The organism is Vibrio sp. 1641 (assembly GCF_033339995.1).
Lineage (GTDB): Bacteria > Pseudomonadota > Gammaproteobacteria > Enterobacterales > Vibrionaceae > Vibrio > Vibrio alginolyticus.
The window spans coordinates 85769-110841 of sequence record NZ_JAWOVP010000011.1 but is presented as its reverse complement, the minus strand read 5'-3'; the positions used below and the strand labels follow the sequence as shown (position 1 = coordinate 110841).

25 protein-coding genes, 1 tRNA gene and 1 pseudogene are annotated in these 25073 nt (G+C 42.8%); 12 read left to right on the top strand and 15 right to left on the bottom strand.

Annotation, left to right across the window (positions count from 1 at the left end):
• Positions 1–25: 25 nt before the first annotated feature.
• Positions 26–110, bottom strand: a tRNA-Leu gene (locus tag R7Z47_RS18710).
• Positions 111–298: 188 nt separating this feature from the next.
• Positions 299–577: pseudogene (locus tag R7Z47_RS18705) on the bottom strand (SDR family NAD(P)-dependent oxidoreductase); the annotation flags it as partial.
• A gap of 487 nt (positions 578–1064) precedes the next feature.
• On the opposite strand from R7Z47_RS18705, the gene R7Z47_RS18700 reads away from it, so the two are divergent.
• The 3 genes from R7Z47_RS18700 to R7Z47_RS18690 all read left to right on the top strand — a co-directional run bounded on the left by R7Z47_RS18700 (position 1065) and on the right by R7Z47_RS18690 (position 4063).
• Entirely contained in the window at positions 1065–1790 is a 726-nt protein-coding gene (locus tag R7Z47_RS18700; RefSeq protein WP_025534270.1) for a DUF3581 domain-containing protein, read from the top strand.
• A 174-nt stretch (positions 1791–1964) separates the two neighbouring features.
• Positions 1965–3173, top strand: coding sequence for a DNA cytosine methyltransferase (locus R7Z47_RS18695; RefSeq protein WP_049878854.1), 1209 nt, complete (start codon positions 1965–1967; stop codon positions 3171–3173).
• 170 nt (positions 3174–3343) lie between these two features.
• Complete coding sequence (locus tag R7Z47_RS18690) at positions 3344–4063, top strand: SinI family restriction endonuclease (protein ID WP_025534268.1); 720 nt, start codon at positions 3344–3346, stop codon at positions 4061–4063.
• 64 nt (positions 4064–4127) lie between these two features.
• On the opposite strand, the gene R7Z47_RS18685 is transcribed toward R7Z47_RS18690, so the two are convergent.
• Positions 4128–4334, bottom strand: a complete 207-nt coding sequence (locus R7Z47_RS18685; protein ID WP_226984077.1) for a hypothetical protein — start codon at positions 4332–4334, stop codon at positions 4128–4130.
• 438 nt (positions 4335–4772) lie between these two features.
• Between R7Z47_RS18685 and R7Z47_RS18680 the strand changes: the two genes are divergently transcribed.
• The 4 genes from R7Z47_RS18680 (at position 4773) to R7Z47_RS18665 (ending at position 9719) form a co-directional block, all read left to right on the top strand.
• A complete protein-coding gene (locus R7Z47_RS18680) occupies positions 4773–7640 on the top strand; it encodes a DNA-directed DNA polymerase (RefSeq protein ID WP_065765576.1) in 2868 nt (955 codons plus the stop codon).
• Between the two features lie 644 nt (positions 7641–8284).
• Positions 8285–8884, top strand: coding sequence for a hypothetical protein (locus R7Z47_RS18675; protein ID WP_069529918.1), 600 nt, complete (start codon positions 8285–8287; stop codon positions 8882–8884).
• Between the two features lie 60 nt (positions 8885–8944).
• Positions 8945–9415, top strand: a complete 471-nt coding sequence (locus R7Z47_RS18670; RefSeq protein ID WP_061871896.1) for a hypothetical protein — start codon at positions 8945–8947, stop codon at positions 9413–9415.
• Between the two features lie 34 nt (positions 9416–9449).
• Positions 9450–9719 carry a hypothetical protein gene (locus R7Z47_RS18665; RefSeq protein WP_025534411.1) on the top strand — a complete coding sequence of 90 codons (270 nt, stop codon included), beginning with the start codon at positions 9450–9452 and terminating at the stop codon, positions 9717–9719.
• Positions 9720–9957: 238 nt separating this feature from the next.
• Here the strand turns inward: R7Z47_RS18665 and R7Z47_RS18660 are convergent, their stop codons facing one another.
• The 3 genes from R7Z47_RS18660 to R7Z47_RS18650 all read right to left on the bottom strand — a co-directional run bounded on the left by R7Z47_RS18660 (position 9958) and on the right by R7Z47_RS18650 (position 10516).
• Positions 9958–10155 carry a hypothetical protein gene (locus R7Z47_RS18660; RefSeq protein WP_025534413.1) on the bottom strand — a complete coding sequence of 66 codons (198 nt, stop codon included), beginning with the start codon at positions 10153–10155 and terminating at the stop codon, positions 9958–9960.
• Between the two features lie 85 nt (positions 10156–10240).
• Positions 10241–10378 carry a hypothetical protein gene (locus R7Z47_RS18655; protein WP_023585706.1) on the bottom strand — a complete coding sequence of 46 codons (138 nt, stop codon included), beginning with the start codon at positions 10376–10378 and terminating at the stop codon, positions 10241–10243.
• Between the two features lie 15 nt (positions 10379–10393).
• On the bottom strand, positions 10394–10516 hold the full coding sequence (locus R7Z47_RS18650) for a hypothetical protein (protein WP_257978028.1): 123 nt from the start codon (positions 10514–10516) through the stop codon (positions 10394–10396).
• A gap of 177 nt (positions 10517–10693) precedes the next feature.
• Between R7Z47_RS18650 and R7Z47_RS18645 the strand changes: the two genes are divergently transcribed.
• On the top strand, positions 10694–11599 hold the full coding sequence (locus tag R7Z47_RS18645; RefSeq protein ID WP_079884759.1) for a helix-turn-helix transcriptional regulator: 906 nt from the start codon (positions 10694–10696) through the stop codon (positions 11597–11599).
• A 396-nt stretch (positions 11600–11995) separates the two neighbouring features.
• Positions 11996–12121: a hypothetical protein gene (locus tag R7Z47_RS18640; protein WP_255212448.1), complete on the top strand. Its 126-nt coding sequence runs from the start codon at positions 11996–11998 to the stop codon at positions 12119–12121.
• Between the two features lie 581 nt (positions 12122–12702).
• Here the strand turns inward: R7Z47_RS18640 and R7Z47_RS18635 are convergent.
• From R7Z47_RS18635 to R7Z47_RS18610, 6 genes are all read right to left on the bottom strand, one after another.
• Positions 12703–13134, bottom strand: coding sequence for a DUF2787 domain-containing protein (locus tag R7Z47_RS18635; protein ID WP_062867450.1), 432 nt, complete (start codon positions 13132–13134; stop codon positions 12703–12705).
• A 100-nt stretch (positions 13135–13234) separates the two neighbouring features.
• Positions 13235–13735 (bottom strand): hypothetical protein, encoded by a 501-nt coding sequence (locus R7Z47_RS18630; protein ID WP_025628538.1) that lies wholly within the window; start codon positions 13733–13735, stop codon positions 13235–13237.
• Positions 13736–13779: 44 nt separating this feature from the next.
• Positions 13780–14163 carry a hypothetical protein gene (locus tag R7Z47_RS18625; RefSeq protein ID WP_025628537.1) on the bottom strand — a complete coding sequence of 128 codons (384 nt, stop codon included), beginning with the start codon at positions 14161–14163 and terminating at the stop codon, positions 13780–13782.
• A 102-nt stretch (positions 14164–14265) separates the two neighbouring features.
• Positions 14266–15501, bottom strand: a complete 1236-nt coding sequence (locus tag R7Z47_RS18620; protein ID WP_069529927.1) for a tyrosine-type recombinase/integrase — start codon at positions 15499–15501, stop codon at positions 14266–14268.
• 111 nt (positions 15502–15612) lie between these two features.
• On the bottom strand, positions 15613–16593 hold the full coding sequence (locus R7Z47_RS18615; RefSeq protein ID WP_069529929.1) for a restriction endonuclease: 981 nt from the start codon (positions 16591–16593) through the stop codon (positions 15613–15615).
• Between the two features lie 425 nt (positions 16594–17018).
• The gene (locus tag R7Z47_RS18610; RefSeq protein WP_029841376.1) at positions 17019–17579 is read right to left on the bottom strand and encodes a hypothetical protein; all 561 of its coding nucleotides are present in this window, start codon (positions 17577–17579) and stop codon (positions 17019–17021) included.
• 210 nt (positions 17580–17789) lie between these two features.
• On the opposite strand from R7Z47_RS18610, the gene R7Z47_RS18605 reads away from it, so the two are divergent.
• Entirely contained in the window at positions 17790–19238 is a 1449-nt protein-coding gene (locus tag R7Z47_RS18605) for a hypothetical protein (RefSeq protein WP_061871905.1), read from the top strand.
• Positions 19239–19923: 685 nt separating this feature from the next.
• On the opposite strand, the gene R7Z47_RS18600 is transcribed toward R7Z47_RS18605, so the two are convergent.
• On the bottom strand, positions 19924–20589 hold the full coding sequence (locus R7Z47_RS18600) for an SDR family NAD(P)-dependent oxidoreductase (RefSeq protein ID WP_262607042.1): 666 nt from the start codon (positions 20587–20589) through the stop codon (positions 19924–19926).
• Positions 20590–20816: 227 nt separating this feature from the next.
• Between R7Z47_RS18600 and R7Z47_RS18595 the strand changes: the two genes are divergently transcribed.
• Positions 20817–22085, top strand: a complete 1269-nt coding sequence (locus R7Z47_RS18595) for a DUF2254 domain-containing protein (RefSeq protein WP_005385537.1) — start codon at positions 20817–20819, stop codon at positions 22083–22085.
• A gap of 184 nt (positions 22086–22269) precedes the next feature.
• Positions 22270–22749, top strand: a complete 480-nt coding sequence (locus R7Z47_RS18590) for an RDD family protein (RefSeq protein WP_005381070.1) — start codon at positions 22270–22272, stop codon at positions 22747–22749.
• Positions 22750–22835: 86 nt separating this feature from the next.
• Here R7Z47_RS18590 and lptG read toward each other — a convergent pair whose 3' ends face one another.
• Positions 22836–23906: an LPS export ABC transporter permease LptG gene (lptG, locus tag R7Z47_RS18585; protein ID WP_005381071.1), complete on the bottom strand. Its 1071-nt coding sequence runs from the start codon at positions 23904–23906 to the stop codon at positions 22836–22838.
• 3 nt (positions 23907–23909) lie between these two features.
• Positions 23910–25010 carry an LPS export ABC transporter permease LptF gene (lptF, locus tag R7Z47_RS18580; protein ID WP_005381072.1) on the bottom strand — a complete coding sequence of 367 codons (1101 nt, stop codon included), beginning with the start codon at positions 25008–25010 and terminating at the stop codon, positions 23910–23912.
• Between the last annotated feature and the right edge of the window lie 63 nt (positions 25011–25073).

The window sequence follows — 25073 nt, the reverse complement described above, 5'->3', positions numbered from 1 at the left end:
CGCTATAAAAGCGACCTTTCTAATATGGTACCGGTGGGCGGACTTGAACCGCCACGCCCGAAGGCAACGGATTTTGAATCCGTCGTGTATACCAATTTCACCACACCGGCATCTCTGGGCTATTGCCCTTTGATGTTTGGCATTATACGTAAGCTTTTGACCTGCGCAAGCAGAAAAACCTTTAATAACTATCGTTTGCTGATAATTTCGCCACAAACTGTGACAAAGGAGAGCTCGAGCCCCGTAATCTTATCTCCGCCAACCTAGTTTACAGCTATCTTCCCAATATCTATGGCGTTTATAACCTGTTAACCGTGATATCAGAAACATAACCGTTACCGATGCTCGACACCGCATCATGAATCATTTGGGCCGCATCTTCTGCTTGCATAAAACTGCTGAGATCTAATGACTTTCCACTGGTTTCCCAAAACTCCGTCGCCATCCCTCCCGGATAGACCGCAATAATTTTCATTGGTTTGCCCTTTAGTTCTAAACGAACTGACTCTATCAGACCTTTTACCGCCCACTTAACTGCGCAGTATGTGGACTCCTGAGCTTTCGGCTGTTGCGATGATTAGTGCTAACTCCACCAGCCTCCTCGACTGAATCAGAGCAAGAGAGAAAAGACCATATATGCACCATAAAGGGTAGATCAATTTTCGTGGTCACTTTCGGATTCAAAATACCGTTGCCTTCGGGCGTGGCTAATCAGTAAGGAAACCCATCCAACCATCACGTTTGCCCATAGTTCGCCAAGAAACTCTCAACGAACTACAGCTGAAATAGACGATTCCATCAATCCATATGAATTATAGTGTTACGAGATAATGGAAACGGATTTGTGTTCCTTGTATGACATTTTAACTATTTGTATTTACAAGGACGTTATTGGATAACAATGACCATACCTTGGGATTTAGTTGGATCGGGTTAACTCGTAATGAACACAAAATCAAAACCTAAAATCAAACTCAATTGTAACCACTTTCTATCTGGATAGACCATTGACTTTGGAATCATACTGTATAATCGCGAGCAGTTTTAGCCACATTGATCACAGTATGTTTTTATCACCTTATTTCTCAAGTAATAACAATCACTTCCAGTTTACAAAGCAGCAAGCTAGTCACTTTGCAAAAAAAGTAGCTGGAGATTTTAACCCTATACACGATGAAGACAGTAAACGCTTCTGCGTCCCGGGTGATTTATTATTTGCGGTTCTACTCAGCCAAGAAGGAATTAGTCAGAGTATGCGCTTTGATTTCTCAGGTATGGTGGGTGATAACAAAGCGCTCAGTATTGACAATAAATGTGAAAAACACAGCTCTTTAGTAGACGATAATGGCAAAGAATATCTGCACATGACTCGCGAAGGAGATGTAAGTAAAGATCCCGAGTTTATCGAGCATGTTGTAACAAACTACGTGCAGTTTTCAGGTATGAACTTCCCACATATCATGGTTCCTCTAATGGAAGAGAAACAAATGATGATTAACTGCCAACGTCCATTAGTCATTTACGAAAGCATGGAAGTCGAGTTTTCCAGACTAGAGCTCAAACACCCTGAAGTTGACTTTACTGGTGCAACTTTCGATGTAGAGGGAAAGAGAGGAGTGGTGACACTTAACTTCGCTTTTAAGGAAGATGGTCAAGAAGTTGGTACCGGGAAAAAGCGAATGGTAGCTACAGGCTTAAAACCTTATAACCAAGAAGCAGTTGAGGATCTTGTAGAGCGTTTCAACACCAGAAAAGAAGCTTTTCTGCAAGGATTTTCTTCAGCGGCATAGCTATCTTACCGACAACACTTTATAGTATGAATCGATCTATCAACCTCGCCCGGATGATGAGATCACGAAGAAAGAGCTCAATAGAGCTCTTTCTTCGTTTCAATAGAAAAACATCTGGACCTTTACTAGGAAAAGAAGTAATCTACTCACATAAGAGATAGAAGAGGCGTGTTTGTGAAATATTTAAGTTTTTTTAGTGGTGCACTAGGTCTTGATCTAGGTTTGGAGTCTGCTGGGTTTGAGCCATTGCTCGCATGTGAGGTAGATAAAGATTGCACTGCCACGATTACAGCAAACAAACCTTGCTTACCAGTTATTGGTGACATTCGAGATTACAACGCAAAACAAATTTTAGATATTGCAGGCATCAAGGAGCATGAGGAAGTAGACCTCATCGTTGGGGGGCCACCATGTCAAGCCTTCTCAACAGCAGGTGCTCGAAAATCCTTTGAAGATGAACGCGGAAACGTTTTTTTAAAGTACTTAGAAGTAGCAACTGAGATTGCCCCAAAGTTTATTGTTATTGAAAATGTACGAGGTCTTTTATCTGCACCTCTAAAACATAGACCACATAATAAACGAGGTGCCGAATATCCAGATCTAGGAAGTGATGAAAAAGCAGGCGGAGCACTAGCTTACATTATAAAATACCTAGAAATGTCAGGGTATGGAGTAAGCTTTAATCTCTATAATTCTGCAAACTTTGGAACACCTCAAGTCCGTGAACGTGTGATTATAATTGCATCTAGAGATGGCCAAAAGCTCCCCTACTTACGACCAACTCACTCTGAACACGAATCACATGGATTACTAAAGTGGAACACAACCAGAAATGCGATTGAACATCTAAGCGATGAAGATAACCAAGAACGTCTGGAGTTCCCAGAAAAACGTTTGAAGTTTTTCGAATTGCTGGGACCAGGTGAGTACTGGAAACATCTGCCAGAGCACCTACAAAAAGAAGCATTAGGAAACGCTTATAATTCTGGAGGTGGTAAAACAGGTTTTTACAGACGAGTGCCTTGGGACAAGCCATCACCAACATTGGTAACGAGCCCTATAATGCCAGCGACAAGCCTAGCACATCCTGAAGAACTTCGTCCGTTAAGTGTTGCTGAATACGCAGCTTTACAGCAGTTCCCTAAGAATTGGGTTTTTAAAGGCAAAACATTATCCAAATACCGCCAGATAGGAAACGCCGTTCCATGTGGTGTAGGTAAAGCAATTGGTGACTTACTAGTACGTCATACCGCTGGAGACGAAATAACCCCTCCTCTAACATTTAAATACTCTCGTTATAAAGATACTGACGATGTAACGTGGAGAAAAAAACACAAAGACTTGTTCGAGTTAAATAATTACGAACTTAGAAAAGTCAGCTAGAAGTAGTAGGGAGAATAAACAGATAAATTTTAATGTTTTCTGTACTTCTCCCTTAAACTTATCTCAACTTTTTTGAGTTATGGTCAGTCATAGAATTGTTGGAACTAAAATTGACTAGCTGTTGGTAATGTTGTTCTATGTATGCAAATTCATACATAGGGAAAGCAAACATGCCAACATTAGACTTAAAAATGGTGGAAGATATCGCAATAGCTCAGGCCAAAGATGATGAAGGTTTTCTAGTTGATAGTTTTATTGCAATTTGTAAATTCCTTGATGATAACCCTGATAGATTGTCCTTGGCTGCAACAAAGCGTGAGAAAGCGGAAGGTTTTAAACCTTCAGTTTACGAACGTTCTACCCTAGAAAAACTAGCTAAAAAACATTTTAGTGGTTATCGTAAATCCGATGTTCCAACGCATCCCTCCACAGTACCAGATCCTGCCGTTAGCAACGTACTGTCTTCTACGTTTGGTTACACCAAAGAAAAAACTGAAGAAATAAAGTTACAACATCAGCAATCAATGGGAGCAGAAAATAGCGTCGGAGGCTTACTTGAAAGATATATTGACTCGAAATTGAGAGATGGTCATTGGTATTGGTGTTGTGGCGATTTTGTTAGAGCTATTGATTTTATCCACGATGATGATGGTACTTGGTGTGCATATCAGATTAAAAACCGAGACAATTCTGAAAACTCTTCCAGTAGTGCAATAAGAAACGGTACCGAAATAAAAAAATGGTTTCGTTCATTCTCTAAAAACACAGCAAAATCTCGCGAGTTAAATTATGTGAACTGGTCAAACCTGCCAGAACCACTCCAAGGAAAAGGTCTATCTGAAGAAGGTTTTCTAGCATTCATAGATGGTTATATTATAGAAAATAAGTAAAAAATGTGAGTGAAAGCCGCAGTCACCTTACGCAACTGCGGCCTTCAAAAAACCATGCTATCGACTACTTCAGCTCATAGAACAGCTCGGTCAAAACCACTTCACCAACTTGTTCCACTAACTGCGCAACAAAACCATCAAACTCATCAGCAAACCCAATTTTCACCAAACGATACTCAGCAGAAACTTGATCCAGTGATAGGTTACGAACTTCACCGCTATTCTTGGCTCGACGAGCCTTGTCATTCACCGAGGTAACAGCTTTACCCAAATCACCGCCAGAAACGAGACAAAGCAGCTCATAATGCAATCAAGCAGTAACAAAGACCTGATCCCACAAAAGGATCAGGCTTTCTATACCGCACATACAGTCAGACCAAATCGTTCATCACTTACTATCAGGGTAATATCATATTTAAATTCGGCCTCTTGCAGAGTTATTTATGTGTTTACTTGCATACAATGAAAAACAGCACCGTTTTGAGAGTTCCCATACCCGGTATGGGTTTCTACTTTCATCAATTGCCCCACTATCCATATCACACATCAAAATCTCAAAAATCATCGTTCTGTCCCTCTCACTTTCTACACAACCTTATCACTCACACACAAAACCAAGACGAAGCCACACTCATCAGTGGATGAGCTCTGTGGTATAAAGAGGGACGCATCACCCGCCAACAATGCACTTGGTTATAAGAGAACAACGATGAACAATGAAAACAAACCTGACCATGTTGAAGCCATAGATAAAGAACTCGACGAATACTTCCAAGCAGAAACCACCGACCAAACCACAGAATCAAGCAGCATTGAACTCGACGCTTTTCTAGCGCAAGAGCAAACCGATGAATACTCAAGTAAAGCTGTCGATGATGAGCTCGATATCTACTTCGAGAATGAACAGCAGTCACCATGGCAAGCACTCAAAGGTGATGATGAAGCGGTTCACATTGGTATAGACAGTGAGTACGTCTATAACGTCGAGGAAAACCGAAACGACATTCTGTCCTATCAGTATTATCTAATCGCAGGTGAACACCATATGAGCGATGTGGTACTTACCCCCGTTGCTGATGTTATCAAGAAGTCCAGAGCCGCGAACAAAAGCCGTGAAGATGAACTTAAAGCGATTAATCGAATCAAGAAACCACGTAAGAAATTTGAAGAGTTCTTGGTTGAAGTACTCCAAACTGCAATGGGGCGCGGATTCATCACAGGATGGCCAAAGAAAATCTACATCTATGCCCACTACCTTAGAGCTGACATGGTGTCATTCGAAGCGTTCTGGGATACCAGTCAGAAAGCGAAACTGGAAGTCGTCAGAAGCACATTAACCTCCACGCGTGGCGCATACGGCATCGACCTCGACGCAGTGGGTAGAACCAAGCAAGCTTCAGAGCCCGTTCACTTTACAGACAAGAATGGAAAGAAACGTGAGAGCCGTGTCCGCTTTGTAGATACTTTACTACTTAGTCCGGGACAAAGTGGACTTGATAGTGTGGGAGAACTCATCGGCATACCAAAAGAAGTGATCCCAGCTCCATATCGCAAAGACCGAATGGATGAACTACTAGTAGAAAATGAACCACTCTTCCTTCGTTACGCATTGAGAGACGCCGAAATCACCGTTAAGTACGGATTGGAAATGCAACACTTCGCCCTCGAAGACATTAAAAAATCACTCAAAGATAAAGTTCCAGAAGAACGGTTAGATAAACTTCAATTTGAACATCTACCATCAACACTGGGTAACTTCTCAGTATCACTCTTCAAAGCACTCACGGGTGATAAAGACGATCTGAACCAAGCACTCGGTATGGAGACCAAAACGATTCAATACTGGAATCAAACAAAAGGTCGTGTCATGCAGAAGAAAGAAACTGTCATCACTGCTGGTCGTCGTATCTTCGAACAGCTCAGTGTCGATTGTTTCCATGGCGGTAGAAACGAGTGTTACGTGTTTGGTGGTGCAAACTTAGGTGATTACAACGATTTCGATCTTGCTACGGCGTACGTCAATGCCTTAATGGACATTAAACCCGTTTCATTTGAGAGAAGCTTCACTTCAACCAATATCAATGACTATCTCGGTCATAAAATGGGGTTTGCTTACGTTAAGTTCAGCTTCAATAAAGACACTACGAAATTTCCATGCCTACCCGTTAGAACTGACCTCTATGGATTATATTATCCGCTAGAGGGCTACTCTTACTGCACCGCACCTGAAATAGAAGTCGCATATAACATGGGATGTGATATTGAAATTCAGTTCGGAGTGATAGTTCCATGGATTGAAGATCAAGAGCCACTTTTCAAAGGCTTTACGGAACTCATCAGAGAGCAAAGACAAAAATACACGGATGAAGGCGATAAATTCAGAGAGAAGCTCTGGAAGGAGATTGGCAACACACTATACGGTAAATTAGGGCAAGGACTCAAAGGAAAGCGCGGTTTCAACTCATTAGATGGGTTAAGCAAAAATATTCCGCACTCTCCTGTTACTAATCCATATTTTGCTGCCAGTGCCACAGGGTTCGTTAGAGCCGTTCTCTCAGAGCAATTGGCAGGGATTCATAAACACCATGGCGACGACGTTACCATTGTAAGTGCCACAACAGATGGGTATCTCGTAGACTGTACTGAAGAACAACTCCATGTTTCAGGAACCATTAGCCAACGGTTCAGTAAGATATGCGAGCAAACGGGTGACGGTAAGATGATTAAGCATAAGCACCATGCTAAACAAATCATCGCAATGAAAACCCGTGGACAAATCACTGGTGAATATGGCGATACCGAACCTGTCATAGCAAAAGCAGGCGTTAAGCCACCAGAATCAGCCTTATCATCGGCAAAGGATGAAAATGCTTATATGGTCGAACTGTTCTTAGACCGCTACCCCGGACAGAAGATCCCAAACAACTCATTGATTTCACCTCGTGACATGTACCTTAAAGACATGGACTTGATAGAAATCCAACGAGAAAAGACGCTCAACTTAGAGTTCGACTTTAAGCGTAAACCCGTTAATCCTCGCATGACTAAAATCCGCCACCCTAAAGGTCACATCGTCGAGCATATCTACTTCGATACCGTACCTTGGAAGAACGAGCAAGAAGGACAACAGACTCGCGCATTGTTTGATGGATGGCGACGCGATAACTGTCTTAAAACAATGGAAGATTGGGAGAACTGGATCGACTACAGCAAAACCAAACCACTACTGAAGGGATCATACATCAAGTATGAGGAAGGCGGTTCACAGGGTGCCCTGCTAAAACTCGCGTTAAGAGCTCTATCTAAAGAGAGCTACGGACTCACCAAAACCATTAATGGTAAGAAACTTACTCTCAAACAACTTACTGAACTGTTTAACAATGCAGGATTTAGGATTGCAGATAATGCCATTAGTAATTCACGAGACACAGCCTTCCGTCCTAACGTACTCGCTGCAACCCCAAGACTGATACCACTATTACGTTGGTTAATTGCAACGTTCCCTGACATGGAGATAGAACACTTTTTCCATAAAGACGAACTGGATGAAGTAAAAATGATGCTGAAGAACTCGTGATAGTTGGTAACGATAGCGGAAAACGTGAAGAGAACCGCTTACACACAAACATATAACTGGTTGATTTTAATAAATTATATCAACATAAATGGATGTTATATCTTGATAGGGGATTAGGTTAACGATTTCGTGATGGGATTACTGACGTAATCAGAGGGGAATTGCGTGACCTAATTACACTATCAAGATACAACATCCATCTTTTCTCATAACATTATGATTTAAATATCATTATTAGTCCCTAACCGAGTTATCCTATCCTGATCTTTTGCCTTTATCTGACCTTAAAAAGGTCAGTACTTCGACTTCTTCCAAATATAAATTTTGAGACATCCATCACAAAAAACAAACACAGAGAATCTTGCTTTTGCCTGTTCAAAAAACATCCCGATACACATCTAGCAGGTTCTTAAACCAATTCTCCCGAGTGGATGAATTTCCCTTTTTAGTGACAAGCAATTCGGTAATACCCTCGTTACACGCCTTTTAAACGACTATGTACCCCCTTGTAATCAACTTCTCGTCCTTTCTCTATAAAACGTCAAAGACCAACAATAAACCTTTGTTTTCAAAGCATTTTACCATTTGACCAAAAACTTAAAAGGGGCTTAAATGGAGCTCTTTTTAAATATGGAGACAAGAAAATGACTGATGCAAGCAAAGTACTAGAACTCACTGAAAGCCGTCTAAATGAATTAGCCGATGCCATAGTAAACGCGTTGTCGAACGCTGGTGCTGGTCGTGTTGTTGATAAGGAACTGTGTGAGCAAGCCCAGTACGATATTGGTGCTGCAATGCGCGAAGCTAAACAGCTCTTTCAAGGAAACAAGAATAAGTTCGGTAAATGGCGTGATGAAAATATTATCGGCAACGGTAAACGTACGGTAGATAAGCGCACGCTTACACGTTGGACTAACTTATGTGAATTCGGAACGCTAGATGAATGTCGTAAAGTAGGATTTACCAAAGTTTACAAGTTATCGAGTAAACGCTATGCCCCTTTGCGTGAGCAAATTAAACAATACCTAGAACAACACCCGGATGTTGAATCCGACACTATCAATGAAATGTTCAACGATTTTACAACTCAATTAAAAACAGAGAAGAAACAGGCCACCCCCGTTGTGAATGATGACTTGGTTGACAAAGTATCGGAGCTGGAAGCTCGCCTCAAAGAGCTAGAGCAGGAAAATGCCAACCTACGTCAACAGTTAGAAGGTCAACCCACTCTTGAAGCTGCGTAACTTGTTACCGAAACGACATTATGACGTTTCGGTTTTGCTATCGACTATTAAGGAACACCCATGGCAACCGAAGTAAAAAAGAACACGGTGAATTTATTCAGTGTCAAGTTACAGGTGTCAACGAGTATCTTGGCATCAATCAATATCACTGATGGCAATATCAGTGTCAGAGCAGCGAGCGGTAAACAGCTAGCTCATTTGACTCTTAAAGATGAAGAAAGTGAGCAAAATCTCGATACGCTATTTGCTGACCTTGAGAAGCTTTGTATCCGAGACGCGAATTACTGGATAACCCTCCCAACAGGTAGTTGGGTGCGGAAAAACGCCATTCTAGGATATGAATGTCACCTTAGTGAAAAATATCAAGGACTTATCCTGAGAACTCAAGGTAACCGGATTCTTTCATTTATTCCCTGTGATGATCTAGATACACAGTTAATGATCAAACAGGAAATTCAGAAGGCTACAGCAGCCTCATCACCGTCCCGTCGTTACAAACCTAACTGGGACTTCCATCAAAGCGCAGTTTAACTGCATCTTTTACTTAACTATTGGAATATAAATTATGAACATGTCTATCTATGATTTAATCGTTAATGCTTTCACCGCTGAAGCAAATCGCACTAACCAGAACCGCCGAACTCGCCTTCGTGAGGTTCGTAAAGTTGGTCAGAATATCGAGTCGAAAGGTGGCAAGATCCAACACTGGGATCAAATCCTTGATGAGCTTGAAACCGCGCTGGTGCACGACTATGACACTAAACGCGATTCTTTCGGTTACAAGGAGACAGCGAAGCGCTTGAAGCAGGTCATTAGCGAAGTCACTGGTCACTAACGTGTTACAAGTTACTCTCACTACTTAATAGTTTTTTAATAGTACGTTTTTTATCAAATAAATTGCCCAGACCTTAGCGATTATTTCATGCAAGAATTTCCATGCCCTATCTGAAAGGTGTTTGTTGACGGACGTTAGCAAGCACCTTTCGACCTTCTGCTTTCCACTCTTGAAACGACATAATGTCGGTACGAAACTACCAAAAAAAGAAGCAGAGTCCCCCCTACTTCTTCCTTTACTAGATAACATCTAGTTCCTCTAGTGCCCCTCCGACGATGGATCCTGCTACAAATCCTATGGCTCCGCCAAGTACGACAAACTGAGGGCAAAGTCGGGATGCTGTAATAAAACCGTAATGCGCTCCTTTTAGTCCCATTGATACGCTCGGCTTAAACCAGCGCTGTTGAGGGTTAGAATGAAAATGTGTTTTTGCCATAATGTTTTTCCTTTTCTATAGATACAGAAAAGGGCGATACCTTTCGATACCGCCCTTGTTGATAAGCCAAATTTAGTGATGGGACTTAATCATCGTCATCATCAGCCATGAAGTCACCGCCAAGCCAACCATCGTCGCCCGGTTCCATGTCGAAGTCCTGACTGAAGCCAGAATCTTCTGTACCATCATCATAGTCACCTTGGTCTTCTGTCCAACCGCCCATAACGAATACTCCTTCTTAACTGTAATCCATTGCGCCACACGTATCGCATGACCCACCCTTGTTGACCCAACCGGGACAACCTAAAGAGCGGCATGAATAACCTGATGCCATAAGTGGCTTAATGAATGTCACTTTCATTATAGTTTCCTTTAATTGACGTTGTAGTAAATCTACGTTGTGTAGTATCCCACTGCGCTCGGACAGGGTATGTCCAAGACCGCAGAATGAGTGTGAAAATAGTCATCGTCATTGCCCTGCCTTATCCAATGAAAGCTATGCCAAATCTCAGTGCGCGACGGTTTGAAACATTTAAAAATGTTTTGCCCTCAACCTGTCCAAGGGAAACCGTACGCTAGTAGCATGAGCGATAAGAGTGAAAAGCTAGCTTTAAGGCTAGGTGACATATTGACGAGATTGTTTATGGGAGAAGTGCTCTCCCCTGAGCAGTTAGTCGCGGATTATCAGGTAAGCGAGAAAACCCTGAGACGCGATTTCAATGAAAGGCTAGTCAACGCTCCGATTATCCGCACCAATGAGGGTTATCGGTTAGATCCGGTAACTCGAAATAATGGTAATGCGAATACCAACAAGGTACTGCACGATACGGGTTTGTCTGCGCTACTACCTAATCATTACAAGTTCAACGGTCACACCCCCGTTCTGTTTAAGAATCCACGCTCCGAATCCATCGGGAAGTTCGATGCGCTGTTTAGACAGTTGACCGAAGTTATTACCACTCACTCTGTTATTGACCTTACCTACAATGGCAAAACGTTTGAATCTGCCCATCCCTATCGCTTGGTGAATGACCGTGGTATCTGGTTCCTCGCTGCGACCTACTGTGATCAGCTACATTCGTACCGACTGCCGAATATTTCACGGATTCACCGCCGGGAAGATAAATACAAACCGAGTCAAAAAGTCCACGAGGAGATATATAAACAAGGGATGGAGTGGCTAACTCCGGATGATGCTGAGGTGCTTGTACAGGTTGATCGGGAAGTAGCTCCACGCTTTCTTGAAGGGACGATTCTTCCCCACCAGCAGCTATTGAAAGAACTGAGCGACGGTAGTTTGTTGCTTAGCAGTCGAGTATCAAGATTGAGCGATATCTTGCCCTTGTTGAAGTCCTGGATACCTCAAGTCGAGGTTCTCTCCCCAGTCAGTCTCAAGCTTGAACTTATACGCGATCTCCACGCCACATTGGATCGTTACAAGTAGTCGACACGTTTCAGACTACCGAAACCGATCAGCTTACTGAGCAATTAGATCATGATGATCCAAATACTTTATTTGCCGTACGTAAGTGTCGTGTAATGACTTTGTCACGTTAATAAATAACGCCCTAGCGTTCTCTCTAAAAGCACAGCTCCAAGTCAACAAAGAACCCCGACATAATGTCGTTTCACTACGCTGCTACAGACAGTCCTACCCATGAACTTGTCACTATGTACCGATTTTGCGTTTACCTATGTTGGATAAGGGAAAGGGGTGATTTAGCGAAACCTCAAACCGATACTGTGCAAGGGAAAACTCAAAATGATGCCGTTTTTGGTCGTTAATTAGCAAACACTAAAATAACTTCGAAGAAGGTAAAATTTTAATAGGGGTATAACCATGATGTCTGATGCACGAACTCTGCTCCAAATCACTCAGTCCAGTCCGTATTTTTACCTAGTTGATATCGCTAACTTGTTAAGCTTCACCGCCGTTGGCTATCTACTGGGTATGATGACTGGATAAACAGAGCCATGAATTGAACTTGTCACTATAGATTCCGGTGACAAGTTCCTTTTTGACTCAACGGGTTTGAGATTAATGTGTGGGAGTCGTGGATTACCGCTTACAGCGCATAGTAACGTTGAAAATGACCAAGTTTTCACGCCAAGCCACTAACAAATTACTAAGGGCACCTCTCGTTGCATATTAAGGGAAGCCTTTACCCCTAGTTGCAGAGATAGCATCAGACAAATCATTCTCTCGGTATTTTATATAGGCCTCCCATCCCTTACTGCTCCCATTGCTTCGACATAGCAATGGGAGCTTTTAATAACAAAACACCAGTGTAAACCAACCAAACTCGTTAAAATTAACGCTTCCTTCCTTGGTGTTTCCACCGTCCATTGCATCCAGCAACTTCATCCCCTCTGAATCCCGAAGGCAACGGATTGGGTAAACGTTGCTAAAACTTGCCCCAATGAAAAAAGCTTCCCATCACACCATGACGAACATGGGACAATGGGAAGCCTTAGTGTCACGAGGAAGTGAGTCGACTATTTTATGGTACATACATGGTGCTTTCTACTTGGTTTGTTACCGATGGGCTAATCCACAGTGACTTTTATCTCATCGAACACGCCCATTTCGACGTAGCTAAGAAAGTTGGATTCCCACATCGAGTAGAACTCCATTACCTCACTACTTGTTATCGGCAGTTCCGGAACATAGGAAAAACTCGCTGTTCCAGATGAGAAGTTAAAATCCACCTCCTTAACCAGTTCGGGATAAGGACCACCGCAATACGCAAAGTCAGTGATGTAATCAAAAATCCACTGGTCGTAGAGACGAACAAGCCTGATTTCAACAGGGTGCCAACCGCCGTTTTCCGAACTGTAGGATGAATCTCGGAAGTTGATCACAACCGATTGGATCATGGGTGTCCATTTGCCTGATTCGCTGATCACTCGGTTTAAAGCATCTTGAAGACTAGTTGATATCGGTAACAAAAGGCGCTCAGTATCAAAGACTAATTTCATAATAAAATCTCGTTTAAATTGTCAGGGAAGCACTCTTGCTAAGTGCTCAGTATGAAAGCCAGAGTTGGCTTGGATGGTAATGGGTAATGTGGTTTTGGGGTTATTTCGCTTTGGTTTCAGCGTCCACGAGAGACAGCAACTCATCACGACGTTGCTCGTAGTCTGGCGCTAGAACGTGGAGAAACACTGACTTCTCCGACTGGATGATAAGACCAAGCCCCCTACAGCAAGCTGCCATAAAACCCGCGTTGTTCGCTGACTGTCCAGAAAATACACACTTCAGCACAGAGCTCTTGAACGGCTTATCGCCCTGCACGTCTAGAACAGCGGTGATATCTTTAAGCGGGATCATCTCTTTACTATGCAGTCCAGAGCCCTGATTTCCAGTCATACGGATATAGAGTTCGTTTTCCTCGTCATGTAAGGCGATTTCATAGAACACATGGTTCTCCGTTTTCGGACTTAACTTCTTCGCTTTACCCTCGCACACGATATTAGTGAAATGGTCTACTGGTTGATCGTTAGTGACTGTGACTTGTTCATTGCCTTCTACGATTTCAGGTTGAACCGTTTCTTGTTGTTGGTTTGATTTACGTGCCATAGGACACCTCCTTTAAGATGGAATTGTTCAGGTTTAATTTGGTTTTAAGATTCAGTTTGGTCAGCTAACTTGGCGACAGGGAACGTTGGACTGTTCATTGGAGCGCAGCAGTACACACCTGAGCCCTCCATGGTCACTATGGCGACCGCCAGCAACCAAGGACAGGCATCATCGTTTAACAACAACACCCATTCAGGGTAATTAGTGACAAAGCGAAGGAAGTGCAGATCTTCCTCAGATTCTTCATTAAGTTTTTCGTTGGTATCCCCTTCCTCAATCAAGTACAAGGTCGTACCGACTTCATCCCAGAACGCTTTCGTATTTTCTTCATCACCGAATGGTTCTATCAGGTGCTCTAGCAATTTTGCTTTCACACCATCAGGCATTGGTAGTGATTGAATGTCTTCAAACTTGTTTACTGTTTTCATGTCTAATCTCCGTTTAAGAATGAAAAAGCCCCTGTTTAGCGATGAGCTAAACAGGGGCTTTTCTAATGTCATGTCTAAATTAACTGGTTAAACCTAACTTCTTTATTCCCAACGTATCTCTGGCTTCGCAGTCACCATATCCGATAAACGAGAGCCAATCTCCCTCCGACGCCCTACAGTCAGCTTCGAATAGCGTCTTGTTGATGAAAGGTCTGCGTGATTCAACTGCTTGGCTATGTCGTGTAACGAGACTCCTTGGCTAGCTAACAAACTCCCAACCGTATGGCGAGCACTGTGCAGAGTTAGATTCGCTTTATCTCCGGGTATGTCGGGCAGTCCCATCTTGACTTTGATAGCCTTGAAAGCATGCCTAGGTTGCCCTACTGGTTTACCCTTTTTGCGTCCAGGAAAGAGATACGGATTATTCGCCACATGAGGCACCGACCTCAAAATATCAAGCATGTAATCACTTAGATAAATAACGTGACTACTACCGTTTTTCGTATGTGGAATAGTGAGTGTTTTCTCCTCCCAATTCACATCGGATTTCAAGCGTAAACGCAGTTCCTTATCCCTCGCGCCAGTCAAAAACAACAAAGCTAGGTACGCGCCAATACTTTTGTCTTCATGGTTCAGTGCGTGACCTATAAACTCCTTTAGCTGTGATTCGGACAAGTACCCAGTTCGCACGTTATCTTCTTTCAACAAGCTCACCTTGTCAGCAATGAGCGGCGCGTCCATCAACTTGTATGCCTGACGGTTAATAGTTTTCAATAGAGCCAGAACGCGATTAATCGAAGCAGGAGCATATGGTTTCCCCTTAATCGTAACGGCGTTTTGCATCTCCATTTGGACTTTGATGATATCGGCGGCAGTTAGGTCGTGAATCGAGATATGATGTATCGACTTTGCTAAACGAAACCGAGCGACATCATCCTTCCAACTACGTTTCTGTTTAGCGAGAGGCAAATAGACTTCATCAAAGAACCGTTCAAGAGTCATCGTCTTCTCGGTAGTCTGATTGTCACGTTCAAGCTTAGGATCAACGCCTTCTATAATTTGCTGGCGATACTCTTTGGCTGTTTTGCGCAATGTGGCGAGGTCAGTTTCAGGGTGCTTACCAAGACCAATAGATGCCTTCTTACCTGTTACCGGACTGGTATAACGCAGCAGGAAGCGTTTCCCGCCAGATTTACCCACTAAGCAGCGAACACCAGTAGGTAAGCCACTGTCTTTCATAGCAGATAAATTGACTTCGTAATCGGTCGACTTAGCGTTAGCCGGATTGGGTTTAAGGTTGTTGAGGAAAGTGGTAGTGAGTCGTTGTGATTTACTCATTCAAACCTCCATTAAGATATAGATTCTTAATCTTATTAAATGCTTGAAGGAGGTTTTATTTCGGCTACTTTTCATACAGATATGCACACTGACCGAATATTGATTTGAAGTCTAAGATGTGATTACCTGCGGCAATATCCCGATACCCAGTTGTTCTTTGCTTGAAGGTGACAACTCATCAATTCTATCGTAAATCCAATCAACAAGCTTTGAGCCATCCATTACGGAAACATTCTCTTTCTTGGCAAGCTCCAAAGTCTCATCAGCTACATTTGCTGTAGTAATAAGCCATTTATCAACATGTTCATCTTCTTCGATAGCAGCCAGTTGGCGAATTCCCCAACCACTAGTTTCACCTCTATGGTGCTTAACTTGGATAAACACTCGGTTACTCGATACCGGGTCAGTGCGACTTGCCTCAATGTCGACATCAGAAATATCTGAGGTCTTATTTTTCGCAGCTATATGAGCAGAGTATCCTTCCAACTCCATGAGCTCTTTAACCAACCTTTCTAAGCCATAACCTCCACTTGCCAAAGTAGTCGAGCCATTTCTTAATCTAGAAAGTAGAGTCTCTTTAAAGTCAGCAACTTGTTTATCCTTCTTCTGTTGAAAAATACTGTCAAAACAGACTTGGTTGTTGTCTTTTAACTGAGTGACGTACCCCTCTATTTCATCTGCAAATTCATTCAATGAAGCAATCGTCATTCTGATTTTTAATCGACTTTCCAATCGCTGTGATAACTTCGCGCGAGGAATTTTAATCGGCTCACCATGTTCATTTTTAAAGTAATCGACATTAATACGATTAGCTCCATAGCCGCCATTTTCATCATAAGACTTTCCGCCTCGAACAATTCCAATAACAATAGCTCTATGTACAGGAACTACGACTATATCTCCGGGCTTAGCATGGAAAAATCGAGAAATTTGATTTCTCTGTCGACCAATATTGATCTGCTCATCTTCAACATATTTCATTAAATCTTCAAAGTCAGAGAAAGACGACATCTCAATACAGTCCCACCCGTACCCAGCTAAATTTTTAGAAATTAATTCACTTGGGCTTCGAACCAAAATTATCTTACTCACACTTTCTCCTTAAAGCTCATGCAAACCCGCACACCGAATTTCACCACCCGAACCACTAACATATTAATAATAACCAGTACAACAGCGGCCTACGGCAAGCTGTTGTACTGGTTATTATATATTTAATATCAATACCCTATCCGAAACCTAGCTCCCACTCCATTCCACCACATTTACAAAATCAACTAGTCACAGACACCCGAAGCAAAGCGAGTCCCTATCTCTCGCATAGAAACTCTACCGAAAGGACATTGTTCAGAGCACACCGAGAGTCGAGACACTAATCCCGTACAATTACCACCAGAAGGTACTCTAGTAGCCACCGAATGAGCTTAGGACAGCGATATTCACACACTGATGGTTAGTAGTAGCGATGGATAATACCGCCATTTATTACTCTTTAATGAGGTCGGTAAGTCAGCCGACTAACACCTAACCCATTTTTTCTTGGACTGAGGACTGCGCTTGATTTGGTTATTCTTGGAAAGCTCATTGATTGCCTTGGTAAAATCTGACTTTGACAGCCCTAGCTGCTTTTGAAAGCTAGGATCTAAAGCACGAGGAGACTTCAAAGCATGAAGAAGCTTGTCTTCAGGAGATTTTTGGGGTGTCTGCTGTGGCTTAACAATTGGAACAACTGTGTTCTCTCTAGTTCTGATGCTTTGAAAAGGTGCGCCTAATTGCTTGCACTGAAACTCAAATGCTGAAATCAAGCTTTCATCGTTACTGTATAGCTCAAAATGAACAGAGCCCAACTGCTTTTTATCTAAAGCAAGTAGCACCCTAGACAGATATGCAATGATATAGAAATCGGCTTGGTTCTGACCTGTCGGATAGTCAGATAAGAACAGGTACAACGACTTTTCACAAACAAGCTTGACTGAATCTGACTTAGAAAAAACAAAGACTTTATCAACAACAGAAGCGTTAATTTTTTCTAGCTCCTTCAGTCCTACATTTTCAGCATCGACGAAAATCATCTTCATAGTTGGTCAAGCTCCATTTGTCCACCACTATAAAGAAGATTACACAGTTGCATATCGATATCAACAGATTGTATATAAAGAAAGAACTGATACACACAACTGAACAGTCAGATTAAAGAGCAATTACTCAACAAAGATCACAGAATGAAATAAGCCTCATATATTACCCTTCGCCGTTGGCTATCTAAATCATTGAAATAAAGAATCAAAATGAAAAATATAAATAAAATCCTTCTTGTAACATCGGTTTCTATTGGTCTCGCAGCTTGCGGCGGTGGTGGAGGTTCTTCGAGTGGTTCATCACCTAGCTCAAAAACCCTAAAAGGTACAGCTATCGACGGGTACTTAACTGGTGCAACAGTATTTTTAGACGTCAACTATAATGGCAAATTAAACGCTGGTGAGCCTAGCGTCGTTACAGGTGAAGATGGTTCATGGGAACTCCTGACAACAGGATCTTATGCAGAATGTTCTGAATACGTACCGTTAGTTGTCGATGTTCCTGTAGGCGCTATAGACTCTGACTACGGTGAAGTCACAGAAGCTTACCAAATGACCTACCCACCAGCATTTGCGATAACATCCGATCAGGAAATCAAGAACACTACCCCACTAACTACTGTTGTTTGGGGAACTATACAGAAAGAGCTGCATGCTGATGGTGAAAAACTGACGTGTGACAATGTAAAAGCAAGCTTTGATACGCGTGAACGCATCAAAGACCGTTTAGAAGAACAGGAATTCCGTGTTGCACAACGCTATAACGTAACCGTTGATGAGCTTTATGGTGACTATATCAAAACAGGTGATACTAACCTTCACGCTATAGCTGCTGCACTAGTCCCATCCATGAAAGCCTCATACGCAGATACCGTGGCTATTGAAGCTAATAACCCTAATGCCGTTGCTGCATGGGTGGAGTACTTTAAGAGTGACTGGGATGGACGAACTCATTTCGCAGATGGGTGGTACAAACAAACATATCTAAATTTAGGCGAGGCTGAAGGCTGGTCTACTACAACTGAAGCCGTGACTGACAATCTAAATACTGTATTAAAAACTGTTGAGTACAATTCAGGCTATCGTATTAATTTGGACGATATCACCTACGAATGGACCATCTCGTTTAATGACAATCTAAATGCAAATGACTGCTCTGCGATGGAGTGGATTGAGCAAACAACTGATACCGCATACGGTGTCCTGAATGTGTTTAGCTCAACCGCAAAAGAAGCAAATAACTGTATAAACGAAGACTGGTCAACGCTTAAAGATACTGTAAAACAACAATTAACCACACGTGTGCAAACCCCGAATAGTAACGCAGGTTCACAGCACTTCTTTGCCAGCACGACGGAAACGGGCCTTGGTCACCTTGTCATGGTTGACCCAGCGACTATAGATGCAAGCGAGTTCGATGCCGTCAACTTCATTAGTACTGACTTTAATGACACTAATGACTACGGTGCTTACCTTTGGGGGCGTATTCTTGCGGAATACGAACCAACATCAGAATTATCACAACGCACAACCTCTCACAACAATGCAGGTCATTGGTCTCGTACTCTCATATACACAAACGGTACTTACGCTGAACAGTGCTCTTATGACAACGGAGCAACTTGGGTAGCTAAGACAGGGGATAATTGCGAGCAGTAAGCCTTAATCATATATGGGGGCGGTTACCCTGCCCCCATTTATTCTTATCATTACTACCTGTGCGTGAATATCTTATGTCAATATCTCCAACGCACTTACAACACACACCGCAAAACCTCCTATCTCAAACCGACTTTTCGACTATCCATCAAAACGATCAGTTGTTCCATAAAGGCAAAGCCAAAACCGCATAGTACCGTAAAGTCACCATGGTCGTAACATGGTTCTGGCGGCGTTGAGCACTTGGTAATACTGACTTGTGAGATGGCAGTTACTTGGTGTTGTTTGGGAAATTAAAAGAGTAAATTTAGAAGGGATGAACCATGTATGCACCATAGTTCGGTATGAAGGTAGTTTATTACAGACATAAAAAAAGCCGCTTTAAATAGCGACTTCTTAGTAATGCTTTGGTGATAAAATTTTTATTTTTTGTATAACGACTTGATTTAAAACTTTTTTTGAATCCGTCGTGTATACCAATTTCACCACACCGGCATCTTTGGGCTATTGCCCTTTGATGGTTGGCATTATACGTAAGCTTTTGACCTGCGCAAGCATAAATACCTTAAATAACTATCGTTTGCTGATAATTTCGCCACAAAGTGTGACAAAGCTGTACTCATAAGAAACGTACGCTCCATTTTCTACTACTCTTCCAGATGAAAATGAGTATACGAAACTCTTTTTAAGTTCTATTCACTGTAATATCAGAAACATAACCATTCCCAATGCTCGACAACGCATTATGGAGCATCTCTGCGGCATCTTCTGCTTGCATGAAGTGACTCGTGTCCATCGTATTGCCGCTTGTTTTCCAGAATTCCGTATCCATTCCACCAGGATAAACCGCGATAATTTTCATAGGTTTTCCTTTTATCTCCAAACGAACCGACTCAATTAATCCTTTGACGGCCCATTTCACTGCACAATACGTAGACTCTTGCGCTTTAGGTTGTTGCGCGGCTGTGGACATGATCATGACCACTTTTATTGGATGATCTTTGTAACGCTTTACTAACTCTCTTAACACATGAATCGCAGAATTCAGGTTGTTATCAATCAACTTTTGAATCTCTTCCGGCTCCTGCTCTTCCAGTAAGCCAAAATAACCACTTCCTGCACTATGAATGACCATTTCAGGCGGCTGTTTCATCCCATCAAAGAGCTGTTTCACACCTTGATGTAATGAGAGGTTGCAAGCTTGATAGCCGACGTTATGAGAGAGTTGTTTTGCTAGTGCGGATAGTTTTTCTGTGTTTCTTCCTATTACGTACGTCTCTTTGCCTTCCGCATCATAACGCTTTGCTAGTTCCGCCCCTAAACCGCTACTTGCACCTGTAACTACAATCATGCGCTACCTCTTTTCAATCACATACTTTTAATTCATCTATCAATTAAGGTAACAGAATCGTGGTAATTCACACCTCAAGAGCACCATTCTTTGAAGCAAGCAGCTTTCTTACTTTCGTGATGCATGAAATATCAAGCAGAACGACGGGCATTTAACCTATGCTTAAGCAAGAATAACTTTCTGAATTTTCTATCGACTTTCTAGTGAGAACTGAATAGGAGCAAAGAATGACTGGGTCAAAATGGCAGTGGTTACTGAAACAGATGACACGAAAACTGTGGGTCCGGACGTCACTCTACGCATTACTAGCTGTTGCTACCGCCTTAATGTCGATTGTTTTAAACCAGTTCATTACTCTGCCCCCTGCCATCAACGTCAGCAAGGATTTGTTGAACAACATATTAAATATCCTCGCAACCTCCATGCTTGCAGTGACTACATTCTCTCTCAATATTATGGTCTCAGCGTACAGTGCCGCTAGTGCAGGGGTAACGCCGCGAGCGACAAAACTGTTGATGGAAGACAGCACAACACAAAATGCCTTAGCAACCTTTCTTGGCTCTTTTCTATTTAGTTTGGTAGGAATTATCGCGCTAGGTATTGGGGCCTATCATCAACAAGCACAAATTTATCTGTTCATCGTGACTATCGCCGTAATCGTGATGATCATACTCACTCTGCTACGTTGGATTCAGCACCTTTCCGTACTAGGAAGGGTCAGTGAAACCACTTCATACGTGGAGCAAGCCTTGTTAGATGCGATAAGAAAACGGGGCAAAGAGCGTTGGCTAGGTGCTCACCCGTGGAGCCACCCAGAACATAAACCCAGAGGAAGTAAACCTATTTTGAGCCAAGAAATTGGCTACTTACAGCATGTTGATATGCATCATCTCGATAGTATTGCTGAAGCAAACCAATGCACCATCTATCTTGAGCGACAACCGGGAAGTTTTGTGTACGTAGGTCAACCATTGGCTTGGGTTTGTGGAGAATTGCCAGACGAAAGCGAAGTAACGGCAGCCTTCACGATTCGAACGGAGCGTTCATATGATCAGGACCCTCGCTTTGGTTTAGTCGTTATGGCGGAAATCGCCTCACGAGCACTATCTCCGGCTGTAAATGATAATGGCACCGCAATTGACGTTCTTGGGCGTTCTGTACGAGCACTTTCATTATGGGGAGACCTACTCAGTGAGCCTCCTACCAAAACTCGATATCCTAGACTATTTGTGCCCGCATTGAGCTGCCAGGATTTGTTCGATGATGTCTTTTTGCCGATAGCACACGATGGTGCAGCGCAACTCCAAATACAGATTCGCCTACAAAAGGCCTTGCTAGCTCTCTCTAGTATGCACCCTAAGTTATTTTTGTCACCAGCAATCAAGCTGTCAGAAAAAGCTTTAGAGCTTTCATTAAGCCAACATTATACCGAAGATGAGAAACACCAACTCTCTCAGCTATCTAATCTGGTCACAGACCAAAAAGCCAATGGTTAAGAGAGTCGAATTCAGTTGAAACATATTGCTGCACGGCCTCGTGTATCATGACATGTGCTGATAACGTAGGGCAGAAAAGTCTCTTCGTTTATACACAATTAAAGACTCTGTGCGTTAGGTCTCTTTTCTCTTGGTGAGGGAATCTATATTCTGACGCACAATTTTTAAGGTAAGTGATGGAATAATGACAACGTCTACAACTCTTCCACCTGCTGGTCTCTTTCGTCGACTTGCAGCGTTGATTTACGACACATTGATTATTATCGCAATTGAAATGATGGCCGCAGGTATTGTTATGGCCGTTGTGTTTGCACTAAATGCAGCAGGATTGTTGAGCTATGGCGAGTACGCTGATGCCGCAGATATGCTCGGAAAGCACCCTGTATTGAGCCCTCTATTTACACTTTATCTTGCGGGTGTGTGGATATATTTCTTTGTGTTCTTCTGGACGCGAGCAGGACAAACTCTTGGGATGCGCGCTTGGAAGCTTCGAGTTCGCAATGCCAAAGACGGAGCACCAATTACGGTAACTCAAGCTCTGATTCGTATTTCGACATCTGGCTTTGGCTTGGCAAATTTGACTGTACCGATTGATCCGAAGAAACGTGGTTTCCACGACATTTGGGCCAAAACAGAGGTTGTTGTATTACCTAAGGCAAACTAACTTGTCTAGGAACACAAAAAAGGAAGGCGTAATGCCTTCCTTTACATTTGGTTCGGTAAAACTTGGTTTATTCGATGATGCTTCAGTTATAGCTTTCTTCGTAGTAGTGCAATCGCAATAGCTAAGAACACCAAACTCGGGGCCAAAGCACCAAACACTGGGGATATGCCATACACCAAGCTTAATGGACCAAAGAACTCACTGGATATGTAAAAAGTAAACCCGGCAACCACGCCCGACAATACCCTTGCCCCCATGGTCACGCTTCTGAGTGGACCGAAAACAAAAGATAGCGCCATTAACATCATCACAGCAATTGAAAGCGGCTGAGTCAACTTACGCCAAAACGCCAACTCATAGCGAGATGCATCTTGTTCCGATGCTTTCAGGTAAGTCACATAATCATACAAACCGCTCAGCGACAGTTCTTCTGGCTTCACGGTCACCACAGCTAGCTTATCTGGTGCCAAAGAGGTGTGCCACTCCATCTGTTCGATGTCTTGCTTTGAAATTACGTTTTCATTTTCCATGTCCGTAATTTGTACGTAGCGCATCAGCCAGTTGTTATCTTGTTGGTAGTCGACTTCTTCGGCGAAAATAACTTTTTGTAGATTCTTATCATCATCAAAACGCCACATATTTAAAGCATAAAGCTTGTCGTCTTCGACTTTACCTATAAAGATAAAGTCGTTTGCGTCACGAGCCCACACACCTGAGCGCACAGACACAATGCTACCACCTGATATCGCAAACGCACGTAAGTCACGGGCCATCTTCTGGGCCTCAGGAGCGCCCCATTGACCTAACGCCATAACGACAATCATGAGCGGGACGGCCGTTTTTAGTACCGATAACCCGATATCCAGCTTAGAGAAACCAGCAGCTTGCATCACCACCAGCTCAGAGCTTGAAGCCAACATACCTAAGCCGATCAGGGCACCGAGTAATGCCGCCATTGGAAAGAACATTTCGATATCACGCGGCACACTGAGTAACACAAAGTACAACGCATGAGTGAGGTCGTACACACCTCGCCCTACTTTACGTAGCTGTTCTACATATTTGATGATGCCCGATAAGCCAACAAACGTCGCTAAAACCAAGGCAGTGGTAGAGATGATGGTTCTACCGATGTAAAGGTCTAAGATTTTGAACACAGCTTACGCGAGCCTCTTCTTGCGGAATTTGTCTTTTATTCGTCTAGCAGCAACGCTGTCCATCATATTCGCCATGATAGCAACAATCAGCAACATCGCATTGATTGGCCACATACCAATAGCAGCCGGGATGTCACCATCTTCTAATGCAGATTTGGTTGCACTGATCGCCAAGAAATACGCTAGATAGATCAGAATCGCAGGCCCCATTTTGGCAAACCGTCCCTGACGCGGATTCACCGCAGACAAAGGAATAACGAGCATTGTTAAGAGTGGAATACACACAAATAACGAAATTCGCCATTGTAGCTCCGCTTGCGCCTCTGGATCTGGGTGACCTATCAAGTCAACCGTTGGGTATGCTTCCCAGTCTCGCCCTTTCTTTTTGACCTCACGTTGGCCGATAACACCTTCGTATTCATCGAATTTCGTGATCATATATTCAACGCGAGTAGGCACACCTTCATAACGCGTACCTTCTTTCATAGTGATGATCTGACGACCGTCCGAAAGCTCTTTTACTTCACCAGAAGATGAGAACATCACACTCGGTAACACTGAATCTCGAGGGCGCATCTGCGCAACAAAAACGTTGCTCAAGGTATTGTCTTTAATGTCATCGATGAACACAACCGATGAACCGTCTGGTGTACCTTGGAACTGACCTTTTTTAAGTAGGTCAACGCTGTTTTCTGACGCTACCTGCTCATAAAGCTGCTCAACGCGGTCTTGAGACCACGGCGATAGCCACAACGCATTGAAAGCCGCCACCGCTGAAGTAATCAACGCTAGGTATAAGGCCGCTTGAACTAAGAATTTATTACCAATACCTGTCGCGTTCATTACGACAATTTCGCTCTCTGCATACAGACGACCAAATGTGATCAATATGCCGATATACAGACTTAAAGGCAGCATTAACAGACCCATTGCTGGCATGTTCAAACCAACAATAGAGAAAATCAATCCAGCAGGAATATCCCCATCAGAAGCATCAGCAAGAACACTTATGAATTTCTGGCTTACAAACACCAAAAAAAGTACGAAAAAAATCGCAAATTGGCTCTTGAGTGTTTCGCGGATCAAATATCTAACAATAATCACGCTGAAATTACCTATACAAAACTTGTTTTTTTGGTCGAATCACTATAGTTTCCCGTTGAACCA